We start from the raw sequence: 17,791 nt of genomic DNA on the forward strand, positions 1-17,791 counted from the left end.
CATCACGCGAGGGCGCCCGCCCTGGGCCCCTCGGGGCGCCGTACGCCCCGAATCAGCGCGCGTAGCGTCGCAGAGAGCGGCGGAGGGGGGACGGAGAGCCGACCGACGCTTACGATGGCCCACATGGGTGACGTACTGGCTGGAATTCACTCCACCTGGGAGTTCGATTCGGACTCCGTGCTCATCCGCTTCGAACGGGGGATTCGCACGCCGAAGCTCTTCCAGGTGCTCGGGGAGCGACGTATTCCGTACGAGGCGCTGAGCGCCGTCGAGCTGGCCCCCGGTGGCAAACGCGGCACTGTCGTGCTCCGCGCCGTGCCCCGGGAAGGCGCCGATCCGCTGCTGGAAGCGGCTGCCGGACAGCTCAAGGAGAGCAGCGACCCGTACCGCCTGGTGCTGCCCGCCGAGCGCGAGACGCTGGCGGACTACTACGCGACCGAGCTGCGGGCCGCGCTGCCGGAGGAGACGGCGAAAGCCGCCGAGCACTATCTGGTCGCCGCACCACCCGCCCCGCAGAGCTTCAAGGCGTACGACGGCAAGGCCTCCTTCGACGGCAAGGTCGTCGCCTTCCGCTGGTTCTGGACGGGCGCCTCCACAGCCAAATGGAAAGCCGGCGACCAGTTCTTCCCCGTGGGCGAGCTGGAAGACGTCGAATGGCGCTCCCCTGAGGGGCTCAGCGGCCATCTGCGGCTGCGCCCGCGCGGAGCCGAGATGCTCGCGGAGGCCGACCAGGACCCGGCCTCCGTGGTGTTCGGCCTCGGCTACGGTCCCGTCTACGAATCGCTGCCCTTCGCCGCCTCGGTCCTGGAGGCGGTACGCGCGGCCGACCCGGTGCGCGGGCTGGAGACCGTCTGCGCGGCCCCCCCGACACCGCAGCCGCACCGTTCGGACCCGGCCGACGTGGCCGAGCGCATCCGGCACCTCGGCGACCTGCACGACGCCGGGCTGCTGACCGACGACGAGTTCACCGCCAAGAAGGCGGAGCTGCTGGCGGAGCTGTGACCGTCCGCGCCGTGGTGCCCCGCCTGCGCGGCGGACTCCGCTCGCTGGGGACCGCACTGGCCACCCCGGCCGAATCGCACGAGCCGCTGCTGCGGCACGCCTCGTCCCGCCCGGTGCGGCTGCTGCCCTACGCGGTGGCGTTCATCTTCACTGTCGTACTCCTCCCGGTCACCATTCAGCTGCTGTCGCGCGAATACCAGGTGCATGCCGGGCTGGCGGGTGCGCTCGGTGTGGCGCAGTCCGTGCCGCTGCTGCTGGCCGTGACCAGGCCGCTGCCCGCCTGGTGGATCATCTTCACCGCCGATCTGCTGGGCGCCCTCGTCCTGCTGGCGGCGGACGGGAGCGCGGGGCGCCCCTGGCCGTGGCCGCCCATGGTGATCGTGGGCTACCTGGTGCTGTGCCTGGCGCTGGCGCTGCGCGAGAGCCGCCGCACCCTGCTGGCGATCTGGCTCGTCACGGTCGCCGCCTCGCTCACGCTGGGGTTCGTCTCGCCTGCGCGCAGCGAGGGAACGAACGTCCTGCTGATCGTGCTCAGCGGTGTCGTACTGCTGCTCGGTATCGCACTGCGGGAGCGGGCGGAGGCACAGCGGCGGCTGGCCGAGCAGGAGACCATCAGCGAAGCGGAACGCGCCCAGCGCACCCTGCTGGAGGAGCGCGCCCGTATCGCACGGGAACTGCACGACGTGGTCGCACACCACATGTCGGTCATCAGCGTCCAGGCCGACAGCGCGCCCTACCGGATCGCGGAGATGCCCGAGGCGGCGCGCGAGGAGTTCGGCTCCATCGCCGCCACAGCACGCGAGTCACTGACGGAGATGCGCCGCCTGCTGGGCGTCCTGCGCAGCGAGCAGACCCGCGGCGAGCGGGCACCGCAGCCCGGCCTGGAAAGACTGGAACAGCTCGTGGAGGCGACCGTACGAGCCGGAGTGCCCACCGAGCTGAGCGTCTCCCTCCCGGAGGGCGAGGACGGTGCAGCAGACGAGGGTTCCGGGCTGGCGCCGACCGTGACGCTGTCGGCGTACCGGATCGTGCAGGAGGCGCTCGCCAACGTCGTACGGCACGCACCCGGCGCACAGACCCGGATCTCGGTGACGGCGCCGGAGGACTTCCTGTCGGTGCTGGTCGTCAACGGGCCCTCACCCGAACCCGGGACGGCGCCGCTGGAGACGACCGGCACCGGACACGGGCTGGTGGGGATGCGGGAGCGGGTGCGGCTGGTCGGCGGCAGTCTCGAAGTCGGCCCGCTGCCCGACGGCGGCTTCCGCGTCGCCGCCCGGCTGCCACTGAGCCCGCCCGTCACCGCCCTGGAAGAGCCGCACGGCACCGCGCGGGATGCCGACGGGGCGGGCAGCGGGCAGGACCGGCAGAAGACGAACCGCGAGCAGGACGCCAGGGCTCCGAAGGACACGAAGGGTTCCCCGACCGCATGAACGGCATCGGCGCGTCCGGCGCCTATCCGACGGACCGGGTGACCCGGGTGGTCATCGTCGACGACCAGGCCATGGTCCGCGCGGGCTTCGCCGCCCTGCTGGCCGCCCAGAGCGACATCGACGTGGTGGGCGAGGCACCGGACGGCGTGGCGGGTGTCGAACTGTGCCGCCGTGCCCACCCGGACGTGGTGCTGATGGACGTGCGGATGCCGCGGCTGAACGGCCTCGAGGCGGCGCAGCAGCTCCTCGACCCGCCGTCTGGTGTCACCCACCGGCCCAAGGTGCTGATGCTCACCACGTTCGACGTGGACGACTATGTGTACGAGGCACTGCGGCTGGGGGCGAGCGGCTTTCTGCTCAAGGACGCGCCACCGGCCGACCTGATCGCCGCGGTGCGGGTGGTGGCCGAGGGCGAGGCACTGCTGGCTCCCTCGGTGACCCGGCGGCTGATCGCGGAGTTCGCCCGGCAGCGGTCAGGTCCCACCCCGCGCAAGGGGCGCGCCTCGGCGACTCCCGAGCTGCGGCTGAAGGCACTGACCGAACGGGAGACCGAAGTGCTGGAGCTCGTGGCCCGCGGGCAGTCCAACACCGAGATCGCGGCGTCGCTCGTACTGGCCGAACAGACGGTGAAGACGCATGTGAGCCGCATCTTCGCCAAGTTGGCGCTGCGTGACCGCGCCCAGGCCGTCATCTTCGCCTACGAGTCGGGGCTCGTCGCACCGGGCGACCAGTAGGCCCTCCCGGGCCCGGGGGCCGCTCGCGCTGTGCCGGTTCCGGCCTGCGCCGCGCCCTCCTCCACCCCCTACCCCGGTAGCACTCGCAGGTTGGCTCCGCAGTGTGACGTCCCGCGTACAGCCGGGCCCGCACTCTCCTTCTGCCGCCACCGGAGGTTCCGGGCGGGCGGCGGGAGGAGGGTCACCCCACATGAAGCGCCGCCGCAAGCGTGCTCTGCTCGTCGCCCCGCTCGTCGCGGCAGTCTTCGCCACGACGGCGGGCGTCACCAGCGGGACGGAACAGACCCCGGTCACCGGGCCCGCGCCGGGCGCCGACGCCTGGCGCGCGGACCATTCGCTGGGGCGCACGCTGCCGGACCCCGCAACCGCGAGCCCCGAACGGGTCGCCGCGTTCTTCGCGGGGCTGAGCGGGAGGGAGCGGCGTGCGCTGGTGCGGCGGCATCCGCTGACGGTGGGGAATCTGGACGGCGTCCCCCTACGTGTTCGTTATCAGGCGAACCGGTTGGCGCTCAAGGTGGAGCGGCGGGCGGAGTTGGGGCGGGCGCGGGATGCCGGGCTGACGCTGGAGGACCACCGGGAGGCCAGGAAGAAGGCCGGGCGGTATGCCGAACTGCTGGCTCCGGGGCGGCAGATCCTCGCCTTCGACCCGCGGGGCCGGGGCCAAGTCGCCGAGGTCTACGGGGACCTGGCGCACGCCAACCGCACCGCTGTCGTCGTTCCCGGCTCCGACATCGACCTGGCCGGCTTCGACGGGGACGGCGAGAACCGCTACGGCAAGCCAGCGGGGATGGCCACGGCGCTGCGCGACCGGATGACCGCACGCGCCCCGCACACCCGTACCGCAGTGGTCGCGTGGGTCGGCTACACCACGCCCGTGGGTCTCGGCCCGGATGCCGCCACCGCGCGGCTCGCGGACGCGGGAGCGCCGCGACTGGTGCGCTTCCTGCGCGGGCTGGCGCAGACCGGGGCGCCCTCCCCCGCCCTGCTGTGCCACAGCTACGGCTCGGTCGTCTGCGGCCGGGCGGCGTCCAGGCTCGGCCGGGCGGACGCCGCCGACATGGTCGTCTTCGGATCTCCCGGAATGCGTACCGGCTCGGCGGCGGCGCTGCACACCAGGGTGCCGGTGTGGGCCGCGCGTGCCGGCGAGGACTGGATCGGCCGCGTCCCCCACGTCGAGCTGTTCGGTCTGGGGCACGGCGCCGATCCCACGGACGCCGGGTTCGGTGCCCGCGTCGTCACGGCAACGAAGGCCGGTGGGCACAGCGGCTATCTGAAGCCGGGCACCGACTCGCTCGACAATTTCGCCGCCATCGCGCTGCGCGCCTACGGCTCCGTCCGGTGCGTGCCCGCGTCCCAGGAGTGCGCCGATGTCCGCTGAAGCTGCTGCTCGCCCCGCTACGCCTGCCCGCTCGGTGCTGGTCAAGGCCAGGGCCGCCGTCCGCACCGTGGAGGAGCGCACTCCCGCGCACCGGGACCGGGCGGTGGACGGTCTGCGTGCGGCGGCGCTGCTCGCCGTTCCGCTGGGGCACTGGATGCTCGGCGGGTTCACCCGTGGCCAGGAGGGTGCCCTGCACAACGCGAGCCCGCTCGCCACGCTGGGCTTCTTCGCACCGCTGAGCTGGATGCTGCAACTGCTGGGCATTTTCTTCCTGGTGGGCGGCTACTCCTCGGTGCTCTCGCTGCGCCGCGCGACCGCGCGGGGCGGGACAACCGGGCAATGGCTGCGGGGCCGACTGCTGCGGCTGGGCCGTCCCGTGCTGGGCGTCACAGCTGTGTGGGCCGCACTGCTGCCCGTGCTGTCGCTCCTGGGCGTGCCGGAGACGACGCTGCGGACCGGGGCCGTACTGGTGGTGCAGCCGCTGTGGTTCGTGGCCGTCTATGCGGGCGTCACCGCGCTCACCCCGTACTGCATGCCTGCGGCGCAGCGGTGGGGCGGGTGGACAGTGGTGCCGCTGCTGGGGACGGTCGCCCTGGTGGACCTGCTGCGTTACGGGCCGTACGCACAGCAGGTGCCCTCCTGGCTCGGTCTGGTCAATCTGCTGCCGGGCTGGCTTTTCGGCTACCAGTTGGGCGCCTGCTGGGGCGCGGGCAGGCTGCGCCGCGCAGGTGCGGCTGTGCTGCTGTCCGGGGGCGTGGTGCTGTTCGCCGTACTGCTGCTCGTCTTCGACTATCCGGCGTCCATGGTGGGCGTCCCCGGGCAGGCGCGTACCAATTCGCATCCCCCGTCGCTGCTGGTGCTGGCGCTCGCGTCCGTGCAGTGCGGTGCTGCTGTGCTGTTGCACGCCCGGATCAGCCGCGCGCTGCGCCGTCCCGCGCTGTGGGCGCCTGTGGTGGCGGTCAATCTGTCGGCGATGACGATTCTGTGCTGGCACCAGACGGCGATGCTGGCCGTGGCCGTGCCGACCGCGCGGCTCGGTGCGGTGGCCGGTCTGACCACCGAACCGGACTCGCTCGGCTGGGTGCTCGCCCGGCTGTTGTGGCTGCCGGTGTTCGCGGTGGTACTGGTGGTGCTCGGCAGCGTCACCCGCCGGTTCGAGCCGCCGTGGCGCGGCGCGGGGCGAGGTGCACGGGCGGCGGCCGGTGCGCTGGCCGCGGCGTTCGCGCTCTACGCGTTCGCCGTGGTGTGAGCCGACGGGGCGGTGGCGGCGTGCGCCTCGACGGCGCGGGTCGCCCGCAGTCCTCCGGTCTTCCGCGAGTAGTGGTCGATCTTGTAGTCGAGTACGGCGAGGGTGTCGTGCAGCTCCGCGATCCGTTCGAGGACGTCCTTGCGGGTGGCCTCCAGGAGCTCCTGGCGTTCCGTGTACGTCTGCTCGCCCTGGCGCACCATCTCGGCGTAGCGCACCATGTCCGCGACGGACATACCGGTCAGCCGCAGTTTGCCGACGAGTTCCAGCCAGTCCAGGTCGCGGTTGGAGAAGCGCCGCTGCCCGGTGTGCGATCTGTCGACGTGCGGCATCAGGCCGATCCGCTCGTACCAGCGCAGGGTGTGCGCGCTCAGCCCGCTGAGTGCCGCCACCTCGCTGATGGTGTACCTGTCCTGGCCGTCCGGCCGTGGGTGGCCGCCGTGGTCGGCGGCGCACTGCGGGGGGCTGGTGAGCTCGGGTGTGTGTGGCTCGGCTGTGCGTGGTGTCTCGGTCTGCGTCACGGTCACAAGTGAACGCTACGGAGTTGGAGTGCACTCCAAGCAAGGGCAAAATCGAGGGCAAATCGCTGCCGTTAGGCTCGTTGTCATGGACAGCCTGCGGATGATCGAGACCTGGCCGGTGCCCACTGCGGCGGCGGCTGTCGTACGCGCCGACGGCACGGTGGCCGGTTCACGCGGTCCGGCCACGCAGCGCTTCGCGCTGGCCTCCGTCACCAAGCTGCTGACGGCCTACGCGGCGCTGATGGCGCTGGAGGAAGGCGCTGTGGAGCTGGACGAGCCGGCCGGTCCCGAGGGTTCGACAGTGCGGCATCTGCTGGCGCACACGTCCGGGCTCGCCTTCGACGAGCACCGGTCGATGGCCGAGCCCGGCACTCGCCGGATCTACTCGAACGCGGGCTTCGAGGTCCTGGCCGACCATCTGGCCAAGGCGACCGAGATGCCCTTTCCGCAGTATCTGCGCGAGGGCGTGCTCGATCCGCTGGGTATGGCCGGGACCGAGCTGGAGGGCTCGGCCGCCAAGGACGCCGTCTCCACACCGGCCGATCTGGTCCGCTTCGCCGCCGAACTCCAGTCGCCCACGCTGCTGGACCCCTCCACGGTGCGGGAGGCGACCTCGGTGGTCTTTCCCGGGCTCAGCGGGGTGCTGCCGGGATACGGCCACCAGAAGCCGAACGACTGGGGGCTGGGTTTCGAGATCCGCGGTACCAAGTCCCCGCACTGGACGGGCGAGACGTCCTCGCCGGACACTTTTGGGCATTTCGGCCAGGCCGGGACGTTCCTATGGGTCGATCCGCAGGCGGGAGCCGCCTGCGTGGCGCTCACCGACCGCGCCTTCGGGCCATGGGCCGTGGAGGCGTGGACACCGTTCACGGACGCGGTCCTGGCAGAGCTGAAGGGCTAGCGGCACAGCGCGCAGCAGTGGCGTTCAGGGCAGCCGCCCAGCGCGCAGCAGTAGCGCTCAGGCCGGCCGCACAGCGCGCAGCAGTGGCACTCAGGCCAGCCCCGCAGCGCGCAGCAGTGGCGCTCAGCCGTACGCAGGCTCCGCGTGCATCTCCCACAGCAGCAGCTCCGCCCCGCCCTCCGCACGCAGCTCCAACTCGCTCTGCGTCGCCCTCCGGTCGGTCTCGGTGACCGCCCTGTCGTCCGTCAGCCGCACGGCGTCGCCCGCACGCAGTGCCGTACCGTCCAGCAGTGCCCTGCCGCGCGCCACATGGACGTACACGAACGCGGCGTCCGGCACAGCAGTGCGCTCCCCGTCGGCCAGCCGCCGCACATGCAGTACCGCTTCGGTGCGCGGCAGTGCGAAGGGAGTGTTGTCCGCGATGCCCCGGACGAGTTCGTACTCGGGCTCGGTGCCGAACGCGCCCGGCACCAGCCACATCTGGACGAAACGCAGCGGCCCTTCGCCCGCGTTGCGCTCGGTGTGCCGCACCCCGCTGCCCGCACCGAGCCGCTGCACGTCTCCCGGGCGCACCACAGTGACGTGCCCAGCGGAGTCACGGTGCTCCAGTTCGCCCTCGATCACCCAGGTGACGATCTCCACGTCACGGTGCGGGTGCTCGCCGAATCCGGCGCCGGGCGCGAGCCGCTCCTCGTTGCAGGCCACCAGCAGTCCGAAGCCGACGTTGTCGGGGTCGTAGAAGCCGGAGAAGGAGAACGCGTGCCGGGTGTCGACCCCGGCCCGCTGGTCGCCGCCCCGGTACCGGTCCTCGGCCCGCCACACCACCTGTGCCATGCGCCCCACGGTAGTCGCGGGCCGCTGCCCACAAGGTCCCGGTCCGCCCCCCGCGCCCGGAAAGAGCATCGGTAAGGCAGGCTTGTCCCGTGCCCGAAGCCACAGATCCACCGCCCCAGCACCCCCATCTGGCCACCCTGCGCCGACTGGAACAGTCCTCAGGAAAGCTCGCCGCCGCGGCCATCGCGCGCATGGACGAGCAGCTGCCCTGGTACCGCGCCATGCCGCCGGAGAACCGCTCCTGGATCGGCCTGGTCGCACAGGCGGGCATCGCCGCGTTCACCGAGTGGTTCCGGCACCCGGAGACACCGCAGGCCATCAGCACGGACGTGTTCGGCACCGCGCCGCGCGAGCTGACCCGGGCGATCACCCTGCGGCAGACCGTAGAGATGGTGCGCACCACGATCGAGGTCGTCGAGACGGCCATCGACGAGGTGGCAGCGCCCGGTGACGAGGCGGTGCTGCGGGAGGCGCTGCTGGTGTACGCGCGGGAGATCGCGTTCGCCACCGCGCAGGTGTACGCGCAGGCCGCCGAGGCGCGCGGCGCATGGGACGCCCGGCTGGAGTCGCTGGTCGTCAACGCGGTGCTCTCCGGCGAGGCCGACGAGGGCGCCGTCTCGCGGGCCGCGGCGCTGGGCTGGAACTCCCCCGAACATGTCGCCGTCGTCCTGGGCACCGCACCGGACGGCGACAGCGAGCTGACGGTCGAGGCGATCCGGCGCGCCTCCCGGCACGCGAAACTCCAGGTGCTCACGGGGGTGCTCGGCAGCCGACTGGTGGTGATCGCGGGCGGCTCGGACGATCCGCTGAAGGCGGCCAAGTCGCTGATCGGGCCGTTCGCCGCGGGCCCGGTGGTCGCCGGGCCCGTGGTGGGCGACCTGCTGGCGGCCACGCGCTCCGCGCAGGCGGCGATGGCGGGTCTGAAGGCGTGTGCGGCCTGGCCGGACGCCCCCCGCCCGGTGCTTGCGGACGATCTTCTTCCCGAGCGCGCGATGGCGGGCGACCCGGTCGCGCGGGAGCTGTTGGTGGAGGAGATCTACAGACCGCTGGAGGAAGCCGGGTCGGCGCTGCTGGAGACGCTCAGCGTCTATCTGGAACAGGCGAGTAGCCTGGAAGGCGCCGCGCGGATGCTGTTCGTGCACCCCAACACCGTCCGCTACCGGCTGCGACGTGTGACGGACGTCACCGGCTGGTCGCCTTCGGATGTGCGTTCCGCTTTCACGCTGCGTATCGCGCTGATCCTGGGGCGTCTCGCGGACTTCTCGGGTCAGCCGTAAGCTGACGGGCGTCTTTTGTCGAGGGTCCACAATTCCCCTCACTGTTCTTCGTCTCGGTCCCCACCGGCCGAGACCCCTGCCCACAGGAGAGAGTGAAAGAGTGCTCGTACTCGTCGCTCCCGGCCAAGGCGCCCAGAAGCCTGGCCTTCTGACCCCCTGGCTCGAACTCCCCGGCGTCGCCGACCGGCTCGCCCAGTGGTCGGCCGCCATCGATCTGGACCTGGTGCACTACGGCACCGAGGCCGACGCCGAGGCGATCCGTGACACCGCCGTCGCCCAGCCGCTGCTGGTCGCCACCAGCCTGCTGTCCGGCTACGAACTGCTGGAGGGCGAGCCCGCCCAGGACGCACCCGGCCGGGCCGCCGCCGTCGGCGCGTTCGCCGGGCACAGCGTGGGTGAGCTGGCCGCCGCGGCGCTGACCGGTGTGCTCACCCCGCTGGAGGCACTGCGTGTCGTCCGCGCCCGGGGCACGGCGATGGCCGAGGCCGCCGCCGCTGCCGAGACCGGCATGTCCGCCGTACTGGGCGGCGAGCCGGAGGTCGTCACCGGGCACCTGGAGAAGCTCGGCCTGACCCCCGCGAACATGAACGGCGCGGGCCAGATCGTGGCCGCCGGTACCGCCGAACAGCTCGCCGCGCTGGCCGAGAACCGCCCCGAGAAGGCGCGGGTCATCCCGCTGAAGGTCGCGGGAGCCTTCCACACCGACCACATGGCGAGCGCGCTGCCCGCCATGGAGGCAGCGGTGCAGGGCGTCACGCCAGGAGCCCCGCTCACCCGTTACGTCTCCAACTTCGACGGCCAGGTCGTGGAGTCGGGGCAGGAGGTCGTCCGCCGCCTCGTCAACCAGATCTCGGCCCCGGTGCGCTGGGATCTGTGCATGGACACCTTCCAACAGCTGGGCGCCACAGCCCTGATCGAACTATGCCCCGGCGGCACCCTGACCGGCCTGGCCAAGCGCGCCCTGCCGGACGTCCGGACGCTGGCACTGAAGTCGCCCGACGACCTCGCCGCGGCACGGGACCTCGTCGCCGCACACACGTCCGCCTGACCTCCAAGGAGTCCCGAGAAGCATGACCGCGAAGATCAAGCCCGCGCAGGGCTCGCCGTATGCGCGCATTCTCGGCGTCGGCGGATACCGACCGACCCGTGTGGTACCGAACGAGGAGATCCTCAAGCACATCGACTCCTCCGACGAGTGGATCCGCTCCCGTTCCGGCATCGCGACCCGGCACTGGGCGGGCCCCGAGGAGACCGTCGCCGAGATGACCCTGGAGGCCGCGGGCAAGGCCGTCGCGGACGCCGGGATCACCGCCGACCAGGTGGGCGCGGTCATCATCTCGACCGTCTCGCACTTCAAGCAGACCCCTGCGGTCGCCACCGAGATCGCCGACCGGATGGGCGCGGGCAAGGCCGCGGCCTTCGACATCAACGCCGGCTGCGCGGGCTTCGGCTACGGCCTCACCCTCGCCAAGAGCCTGGTCGTCGAGGGCAGTGCCGACTACGTGCTGGTGGTCGGCGCCGAGCGGCTCTCCGATCTGACGGACCTGACGGACCGCTCCACGGCGTTCCTGTTCGGGGACGGCGCCGGAGCCGTCATCGTCGGCCCGTCCGACGAACCCGGCATCGGCCCCGCGATCTGGGGTTCGGAGGGCGACAAGCGGGACGTCATCTCGCAGACCGTCCCCTGGGACGGCTTCCGGGTGGGCGATGTCTCACAGCTGCCGCTGAGCGAGGACGGTTCGCTGAAGTTCCCCGCGCTGCGCCAGGAGGGCCAGACGGTCTTCCGCTGGGCCGTCTTCGAGATGGCCAAGGTCGCGCAGCAGGCCCTGGACGCGGCCGGGATAACGGCGGAGGACCTGGACGTCTTCATCCCGCACCAGGCGAACATGCGGATCATCGACTCGATGGTCAAGACTCTCAAGCTGCCCGAACACGTCACAGTCGCCCGCGACGTGGAGACCACGGGCAACACCTCGGCTGCCTCCATCCCGCTGGCGATGGAGCGGCTGCTGGCGACGGGGAAGGCGAAGAGCGGCGACCTCGCGCTCGTCATCGGCTTCGGGGCGGGTCTCGTCTACGCCGCCACGGTCGTTACTCTCCCCTAGTCAAGATCCGAGCAGCCCCGTACGACAGGGTCGGGCGCTGCGGACTCACCGCATAACCGAAGGAGCGCCGCAATGGCCGCCACTCAGGAAGAGATCGTCTCGGGCCTCGCCGAGATCGTGAACGAGATCGCCGGTATCCCGACCGAGGACGTCCAGCTGGAGAAGTCCTTCACCGACGACCTGGACGTGGACTCGCTGTCCATGGTCGAGGTGGTCGTCGCCGCCGAGGAGCGGTTCGGCGTGAAGATCCCGGACGACGACGTCAAGAACCTCAAGACCGTCGGCGACGCCACCGACTACATCCTCAAGCACCAGAGCTGAGACATCCGTTGACGCGTTTGTCGCCACCCGGCGTATGGGTGGCTCAAACGAGTCACCCCCTACCGTGGAGAGAATTCCAGTGAACGCGACCAATCACTCCGTGGTCGTCACCGGTATCGGCGCAACCACACCGCTGGGTGGCGACAGCGCATCGACCTGGGAAGGGCTCGTCGCCGGGCGCTCGGGTGTGGGACTCCTCGAGGAGGAGTGGGCTGCCGACATGCCGGTACGTATCGCGGCGAGGGCCGCGGTCGAGCCGGGCGAGAGCATCCCCCGCCCCCAGGCCAGGCGGCTGGACCGCTCGGCGCAGTTCGCGCTGATCGCGGCCCGTGAGGCATGGGCCGACGCGGGCTTCACCGCCCGGGCCGGCGAGGACGCCTCCGTCAACCCGGACCGGCTGGGCGCCGTCGTGGCGTCCGGTATCGGTGGTGTCACCACGCTGCTGGACCAGTACGACGTGCTGCGGGAGAAGGGCGTTCGCCGCGTCTCGCCGCACACGGTGCCGATGCTGATGCCGAACGGCCCCTCGGCCAACGTGGGTCTGGAGGTCAACGCAAGGGCCGGGGTGCACACCCCGGTCAGCGCCTGCGCCTCCGGCTCCGAAGCGGTGGGGTACGCGATCGAGATGATCCGCACCGGCCGCGCCGACATCGTCGTCGCCGGCGGCACCGAGGCGGCCATCCACCCGCTGCCGGTCGCCGCGTTCGCCAACATGATGGCGATGTCCAAGAACAACGACGACCCGCAGGGCGCCTCCCGCCCCTTCGACGTGGACCGCAACGGTTTCGTGCTCGGCGAGGGCGCCGGCGTGATCGTGCTGGAGTCGGCCGAGCACGCCCGGCGGCGCGGGGCGCGGATCTACGCCGAGGCGGTCGGCCAGGGCATCTCCGCCGACAGCCACGACATCGTGCAGCCGGAGCCCTCGGGCAACGGCATCGCACACGCGCTCCAGAACCTCGTCTCCCGGTCCGAGCTGGACCCCGCCGAGATCATGCACATCAACGCGCACGCCACCTCGACCCCGCAGGGCGACCTGGCGGAGCTAAAGGCGCTGCGCAAGGTGTTCGGCGACGACGTCGACCACATGGGCATCTCGGCGACCAAGTCGATGACCGGCCATCTGCTGGGCGGCGCCGGCGGTGTCGAGACGGTGGCCACGCTGCTGGCGCTGCACCACCGCACCGCACCGCCGACCATCAACATCGCGAACCTCGACCCGGAGGCCGACGGCGACATCGTGCGCGACACCGCACGCGAACTGCCGGCCCAGGGCCGGATCGCCGCGCTGAACAACTCCTTCGGTTTCGGCGGCCACAACGTGGTGCTGGCGTTCCGTACGGTGTGACTCCGGCGGTGTCCGACGGGGTGACCCTGGCGGGGTGATCCCGGCGGTGTGAATTCCGGCGCGGACCGCGTACAGGTCGCGGCTTCGGTAAGGGGCGGTCTCCCATGGAGGCCGCCCCTTACTCATGCCCTGCTGCGCACAGGCGCAGCTGCGCACTTCCGCGACTGCTACGCGGAGCCGCGGGCATCGCCCCTGCCGTAGTCGGAGGCCTCGAAGCTGGCGAAGAACGAGGCTGCCGCGTCGTCCGCGCCGTGCCCCTGCGCCTCGGCGCGCCGCAGCCGCTCGGCCACCGCCGGGGTGGCATCGAGCCGCACCCCTGCCTTCCGTGCCGCGCCGGTGATGAGCTCGGCGTCCTTACGGGCGCCGGAGAGCGGGAAGCTGGCCTCGTAGGCGCCCTCCAGGATCAGCTTGGCCTTCGCCTGGAGATACGGCGCGTCCAGCGCGCCCCCGGCGACGGCGCCGAGGAAATCATCGGGGTCGACACCGAGTCCCTCGGCGAGGGCGAGGGTTTCCGCCGTTCCGTTGATGAGGGTGAGAACCCAGTTGTTGACCACCAGCTTGAGACGGCTCGCGGCGCCGGGCTCCTCGCCGAGCCACAGGGTCTTGGCGCCGATGGCGTCGAACACGGGGGTGACCCGCTCGCGTACGAGGGAGCTGCCGGATCCGCCGGACACCAGAACGGTCAGCTGCCCCGCCTCGGCAGGCGCCTTGGTGCCCAGTACGGGCGCGTCCAGGAACCGCAGCCCGTGCGCCTCGGCGAATTCGACCAGCGGCGCGAGTGCGTCCGGTCCGACGGTGCTGGCCTGGACCCATACGGTGCCCTCCGCCAAGCCGGGCGCAGCGGCGCGCATGGCCGCCAGTACGGCGGGGCCGTCGTGCAGGGAGGTCACCACGGTGTCGGCGCCGCGTACGGCCCCGGCGGCCTCGTCCGTGACGGTGACGCCGTGGCCGGCCAGCGGTTCGGCCCGGGCGCGGGTGCGGTTCCAGGCGCGGACCCGGAGCCCGGCCGCTGACAGGTTGCGGGCCATGGCGGCGCCCATGGTGCCGGTGCCGAGCACTGCGACTGAGGTTTCGTCAGGCATGCCGGAACGGTAGGGCTTCGAGCGCCCTCCATGGCAAGCGGCACGCTACGGCGCGGACGGCTTCAGGCGGGCGGCGTGCGGGGTGGCGGGCATGCGGGCGGCCTGCGGGCCGACGGGCGGCGTGCTGGTGCGGGCGGCAGCCGGTCCGGCCGGTCTCAGACCACCTGGTGCAGCCAGCGGACGGGGGCGCCCTCTCCCGCGTAGCGGAACGGCTCCAGTTCGTCGTCCCAGGGCTTGCCCAGCAGCTTGGAGATCTCGGCCTCCAGCTCGCTCTCACCCCGTCCGGCGCGGGCCACGGCGGCCCGCAGCCGGTCCTCGGGGATGAGGATGTCGCCGTGCATGCCGGTGACCGCGTGGAAGATGCCGAGGTCCGGAGTGGAGCTGTACCGCTCGCCCTCCGCCGTCGCACACGGCTCGGCCGTCACCTCGAAGCGGAGCAGGTGCCAGCCGCGCAGCGCGGAGGCGAGCTTGGAGGCGGTGCCGGGATCGCCCTGCCAGGAGAACTCGGCACGCCAGGTGCCGGGCGAGGCGGGCTGTCTGATCCAGTCGAGGTTGACGCGCGCGCCCAGCACGCCCGCGACGGCCCACTCGACGTGCGGGCACAGGGCGCGGGGCGCCGAGTGGACGTACAGAACTCCACGTGTCGTCACCGGGACCTCCAGTGCGCTCCGAGGGTCGCCACCGGGCGGCCTCGATCACCTACCGATCACGCGCCGGAAAAGCGCCTGACATTTTGCACCACCGGTCACTTCCCTAGCAGCTCCCGAGGTTACGAATAGTAAACACCATTGCGCCCAATTCTCCCTGAAAGGGACAGGAGGTGACGCGAGGTAATATTTACCAGTCGCTGTGCCGGTCGACCCACCCGCTCACCGACCACGGCACAAGCTACCGCGAGGCGGGGCACGGTGGGTGACGTACCGTCGGTTGGGCACGGGTGAAACAGGGGGGCGGATGACGGAGAGCCACGAGCCGGGGAACGCACGTCCAGCACGTTCGCGCCCCGGCGCGCCGAAACGGTCCCGCACCGCCGCCATCTGCGCTTTCGTCCTGATGACCGTAGCGGGTCTGGTGCTCGCCGTGGCGTGTGGCGGCTTGTCGGGTGGAGGCGACGAGCGCGGCGCGCAGCGCGCCGAGGACTCCTCGCGCCCCCACCCCAAGCCCAGCCCGCGGCGGATCTGGGACCGCAGCCCGGACTCCCTGGCCGCTGTCGGCGACTCCATCACCCGTGGGTTCGACGCCTGTTCTTTGCTGGCCGACTGCACAAAAGTGTCATGGGCCACCGGCACGGAGCACGGTGTCGACAGCCTCGCGCGGCGACTGCTGAGCGACCCGAAGAAGGAGAGCTGGAACTACGCGGCCAGCGGCGCGGTCATGGCCGACCTGCCCGGACAGCTGCGCAAGGCCGCGGCCCGGAAGCCGGACATGGTGACCGTCATGAGCGGCGCCAACGACGCCTGCCGCCCGACAGCCGGACAGATGACGCCCGTCGCGGAGTTCCGCACCAGCTTCCGCGAGGGGCTGCGGGCACTGCGCGCCGAGGCCCCCAGAACGCAGGTGTATGTCTCCAGCGTGCCCAACCTCAAACGGCTCTGGCAGCAGGGCAGAAAGAACCCGATAGGGCAACGCGTGTGGGGCCTGGGGATCTGCCAGTCGATGCTCAAGGACCCGCAGTCGATGAACGCGGCCGACCGGGAGCGGCGACAGCAGGTCCACGACCGGGTGATGGCCTACAACGCCGTGCTCAAGCAGGAGTGCGCCAAGGATCTGCGCTGCCGCTACGACAACGGGGCGGTCTTCAACTACCGGTTCACAGGCGCCGAGCTGAGCAACTGGGACTGGTTCCACCCCAGCAAGGAGGGCCAGCGCAGCCTCGCGGAGCTGGCCTACGGACAGATCACCGCGCGGCGCCCCGCCGGGTAGACCGGCGGGACGGGAACTCGCGGGGCGAGTCGAGGCCCGGGCCGCGGGCGCCGCCCACGCTGCGGCGTCCGCGACCCGGAACGAGCGTCAGACGACCTCGAGCGTGACCTCGATGTTGCCGCGCGTGGCGTTGGAGTACGGGCAGACCTGGTGGGCCTTCTCCAGCAGGTCCTTCGCCGTGGCCTCGTCCACGTTCGGGATCGTGGCCCGCAGGGCGACGGTGAGACCGAAACCACCCTCCGGGGTGTTGCCTATGCCGACCTCGGCGGTGACGGTCGAGCCGGAAATGTCGGCGCGCTCCTTGCGGGCCACTACACCGAGCGCCCCCTGGAAGCAGGCGCTGTATCCGGCGGCGAAGAGCTGCTCGGGGTTGGTGCCCGCGCCGCTGCCGCCCATCGCCTTGGGCGGGTTGACGACGACGTCGAGCTGGCCGTCGTCGCTGGCCACGCGGCCGTCACGGCCGTTCTCCGCGGTGGCGACGGCGGTGTACTTGACGTCGATCGGCTGTATTGCCATGGATTTCCTCCTGTTGATGGCACGACCGGGGAAACTCGCGCCCACGCTCCCGCCGGTGCGGTGACAAGCGTAGGCGTTCGGTCCAGCGGCGGGGCAGCCAGCCCGGTCGGCCTTGAGCTCAGGCCCCGAGAGTGACGATCATCTTGCCGACGTTCTCCCCGCGCAGCAGGCCCAGGAAGGCCTCCAGGTTGTTCTCGATGCCCTCGACCACGGTCTCCCGGTACTTCAGCTCGCCGGAGCGCACCCAGGGGGCGACCTCCTCGACGAACTGCGGCTGGAGGTCGTAGTGGTCCATCACCAGGAGGCCTTCCATACGGAAGCGTTTCGCGATGATCTGGGCGAGATTGCGCGGGGCGGGGGTCGGCTCGGTGGCGTTGTACTGCGAGATCATCCCGCATACGGCGATCCGGCCGTGCAGGTTCATGGCGGCGATGGCGGCCTCCAGGTGCTCACCGCCGACGTTGTCGAAGTAGACGTCGATGCCGGCCGGCGCCGCCTCCTTGAGCTGTTCGGCGACGGGGCCGCTCTTGTAGTTGAAGGCCGCGTCGAAGCCGTACTCGTCGATCAGGACCTTGACCTTCTCGTCGGAGCCCGCCGAGCCGATCACCCGGGAGGCGCCCTTCAGCCGGGCGAGCTGGCCCACCTCGCTGCCGACCGCGCCGGCCGCCCCGGAGACGAAGACGGCGTCGCCCGGCTTGAAGTCGGCCACCCGCAGCAGACCCGCGTAGGCGGTCAGGCCCGGCATTCCCAGCACACCGAGGTAGGTGGAGAGCGGGGCCGCCTCCGCGTCGACCTTGGTGGCGTACTTGGCCCGGAGCGTGGCGTACTCCCGCCAGCCCAGGTCGTGCAGCAAATGGTCACCGGGGGCGAAGCCGGGGTCCTCCGAGGCGAGGACGACGCCGATGGCGCCGCCGGTCATGGGCTCGTTCAGCTTGTACGGCTCCACGTAGGACTTCGCCGCGCTCATCCTGCCGCGCATGTACGGGTCCACGGACAGGTGGATGTTCCGCACCAGGATCTGGCCCTCGGCCGGGGCCTGTACCGGCACCTCCCGCAGCGCGAAGTCGTCCGGGGTGGGCCAGCCCTGCGGGCGTGCGGTCAGATGCCAGGCCCGCCCGGTGGCCGGAATCCGGTCCGCGGCAGAGTCGGGGGATACGGATGAGGTCACGGTGTCGC

18 protein-coding genes are annotated in these 17,791 nt (G+C 71.6%); 12 read left to right on the plus strand and 6 right to left on the minus strand.

Going from position 1 to position 17,791, the window contains the following annotated elements:
* Window positions 1-123: 123 nt before the first annotated feature.
* The 5 genes from ACQEU8_RS29195 to ACQEU8_RS29215 all read left to right on the plus strand — a co-directional run bounded on the left by ACQEU8_RS29195 (window position 124) and on the right by ACQEU8_RS29215 (window position 5,793).
* Entirely contained in the window at window positions 124-1,002 is an 879-nt protein-coding gene (locus tag ACQEU8_RS29195) for a DUF4429 domain-containing protein (protein ID WP_433106305.1), read from the plus strand.
* Window positions 999-2,432, plus strand: coding sequence for a sensor histidine kinase (locus ACQEU8_RS29200; RefSeq protein WP_433106307.1), 1,434 nt, complete (start codon window positions 999-1,001; stop codon window positions 2,430-2,432). Before ACQEU8_RS29195 ends, ACQEU8_RS29200 begins: the two co-directional genes overlap by 4 nt.
* Window positions 2,429-3,166, plus strand: a complete 738-nt coding sequence (locus ACQEU8_RS29205) for a response regulator (protein WP_433106309.1) — start codon at window positions 2,429-2,431, stop codon at window positions 3,164-3,166. The genes ACQEU8_RS29200 and ACQEU8_RS29205 overlap by 4 nt, the downstream gene beginning before the upstream one ends.
* Before the next feature lie 190 nt (window positions 3,167-3,356).
* The gene (locus ACQEU8_RS29210; RefSeq protein WP_433106311.1) at window positions 3,357-4,544 is read left to right on the plus strand and encodes an alpha/beta hydrolase; all 1,188 of its coding nucleotides are present in this window, start codon (window positions 3,357-3,359) and stop codon (window positions 4,542-4,544) included.
* Complete coding sequence (locus ACQEU8_RS29215; protein WP_433106313.1) at window positions 4,534-5,793, plus strand: acyltransferase family protein; 1,260 nt, start codon at window positions 4,534-4,536, stop codon at window positions 5,791-5,793. Before ACQEU8_RS29210 ends, ACQEU8_RS29215 begins: the two co-directional genes overlap by 11 nt.
* Here ACQEU8_RS29215 and ACQEU8_RS29220 read toward each other — a convergent pair.
* Entirely contained in the window at window positions 5,772-6,317 is a 546-nt protein-coding gene (locus ACQEU8_RS29220; protein WP_433106315.1) for a MerR family transcriptional regulator, read from the minus strand. The two genes, ACQEU8_RS29215 and ACQEU8_RS29220, sit on opposite strands and share 22 nt — an antisense overlap.
* Window positions 6,318-6,396: 79 nt before the next feature.
* Here ACQEU8_RS29220 and ACQEU8_RS29225 point away from each other — a divergent pair, with 79 nt between their 5' ends.
* Window positions 6,397-7,212, plus strand: a complete 816-nt coding sequence (locus ACQEU8_RS29225) for a serine hydrolase domain-containing protein (RefSeq protein ID WP_433106317.1) — start codon at window positions 6,397-6,399, stop codon at window positions 7,210-7,212.
* 123 nt (window positions 7,213-7,335) lie between these two features.
* Here the strand turns inward: ACQEU8_RS29225 and ACQEU8_RS29230 are convergent, their stop codons facing one another.
* Window positions 7,336-8,046 carry a pirin family protein gene (locus ACQEU8_RS29230; RefSeq protein WP_433106319.1) on the minus strand — a complete coding sequence of 237 codons (711 nt, stop codon included), beginning with the start codon at window positions 8,044-8,046 and terminating at the stop codon, window positions 7,336-7,338.
* 89 nt (window positions 8,047-8,135) lie between these two features.
* Here ACQEU8_RS29230 and ACQEU8_RS29235 point away from each other — a divergent pair, with 89 nt between their 5' ends.
* The 5 genes from ACQEU8_RS29235 (at window position 8,136) to ACQEU8_RS29255 (ending at window position 13,094) form a co-directional block, all read left to right on the plus strand.
* Window positions 8,136-9,323 (plus strand): PucR family transcriptional regulator, encoded by a 1,188-nt coding sequence (locus ACQEU8_RS29235; protein WP_433106321.1) that lies wholly within the window; start codon window positions 8,136-8,138, stop codon window positions 9,321-9,323.
* Between the two features lie 100 nt (window positions 9,324-9,423).
* On the plus strand, window positions 9,424-10,371 hold the full coding sequence (locus ACQEU8_RS29240; RefSeq protein WP_433106323.1) for an ACP S-malonyltransferase: 948 nt from the start codon (window positions 9,424-9,426) through the stop codon (window positions 10,369-10,371).
* Between the two features lie 22 nt (window positions 10,372-10,393).
* Entirely contained in the window at window positions 10,394-11,428 is a 1,035-nt protein-coding gene (locus tag ACQEU8_RS29245) for a ketoacyl-ACP synthase III (protein WP_433106325.1), read from the plus strand.
* Between the two features lie 72 nt (window positions 11,429-11,500).
* Complete coding sequence (locus tag ACQEU8_RS29250; protein ID WP_209263290.1) at window positions 11,501-11,749, plus strand: acyl carrier protein; 249 nt, start codon at window positions 11,501-11,503, stop codon at window positions 11,747-11,749.
* A gap of 34 nt (window positions 11,750-11,783) precedes the next feature.
* On the plus strand, window positions 11,784-13,094 hold the full coding sequence (locus tag ACQEU8_RS29255; RefSeq protein WP_433106327.1) for a beta-ketoacyl-[acyl-carrier-protein] synthase family protein: 1,311 nt from the start codon (window positions 11,784-11,786) through the stop codon (window positions 13,092-13,094).
* Between the two features lie 167 nt (window positions 13,095-13,261).
* Here the strand turns inward: ACQEU8_RS29255 and ACQEU8_RS29260 are convergent, their stop codons facing one another.
* Complete coding sequence (locus ACQEU8_RS29260) at window positions 13,262-14,176, minus strand: NAD(P)-dependent oxidoreductase (RefSeq protein WP_433106329.1); 915 nt, start codon at window positions 14,174-14,176, stop codon at window positions 13,262-13,264.
* A 155-nt stretch (window positions 14,177-14,331) separates the two neighbouring features.
* On the minus strand, window positions 14,332-14,826 hold the full coding sequence (locus ACQEU8_RS29265) for a DUF3145 domain-containing protein (protein ID WP_099880502.1): 495 nt from the start codon (window positions 14,824-14,826) through the stop codon (window positions 14,332-14,334).
* A 304-nt stretch (window positions 14,827-15,130) separates the two neighbouring features.
* Here ACQEU8_RS29265 and ACQEU8_RS29270 point away from each other — a divergent pair, with 304 nt between their 5' ends.
* A complete protein-coding gene (locus ACQEU8_RS29270; protein ID WP_433106332.1) occupies window positions 15,131-16,099 on the plus strand; it encodes an SGNH/GDSL hydrolase family protein in 969 nt (322 codons plus the stop codon).
* Between the two features lie 87 nt (window positions 16,100-16,186).
* Here the strand turns inward: ACQEU8_RS29270 and ACQEU8_RS29275 are convergent, their stop codons facing one another.
* Both ACQEU8_RS29275 and ACQEU8_RS29280 read right to left on the minus strand, forming a co-directional pair.
* A complete protein-coding gene (locus ACQEU8_RS29275) occupies window positions 16,187-16,615 on the minus strand; it encodes an organic hydroperoxide resistance protein (protein WP_433106334.1) in 429 nt (142 codons plus the stop codon).
* Window positions 16,616-16,733: 118 nt separating this feature from the next.
* On the minus strand, window positions 16,734-17,783 hold the full coding sequence (locus tag ACQEU8_RS29280) for an NADP-dependent oxidoreductase (RefSeq protein WP_433106336.1): 1,050 nt from the start codon (window positions 17,781-17,783) through the stop codon (window positions 16,734-16,736).
* Window positions 17,784-17,791: the final 8 nt, after the last annotated feature.

The sequence above is a fragment of the Streptomyces sp. CA-250714 genome (assembly GCF_050936705.1).
Classification (GTDB): Bacteria; Actinomycetota; Actinomycetes; order Streptomycetales; family Streptomycetaceae; genus Streptomyces.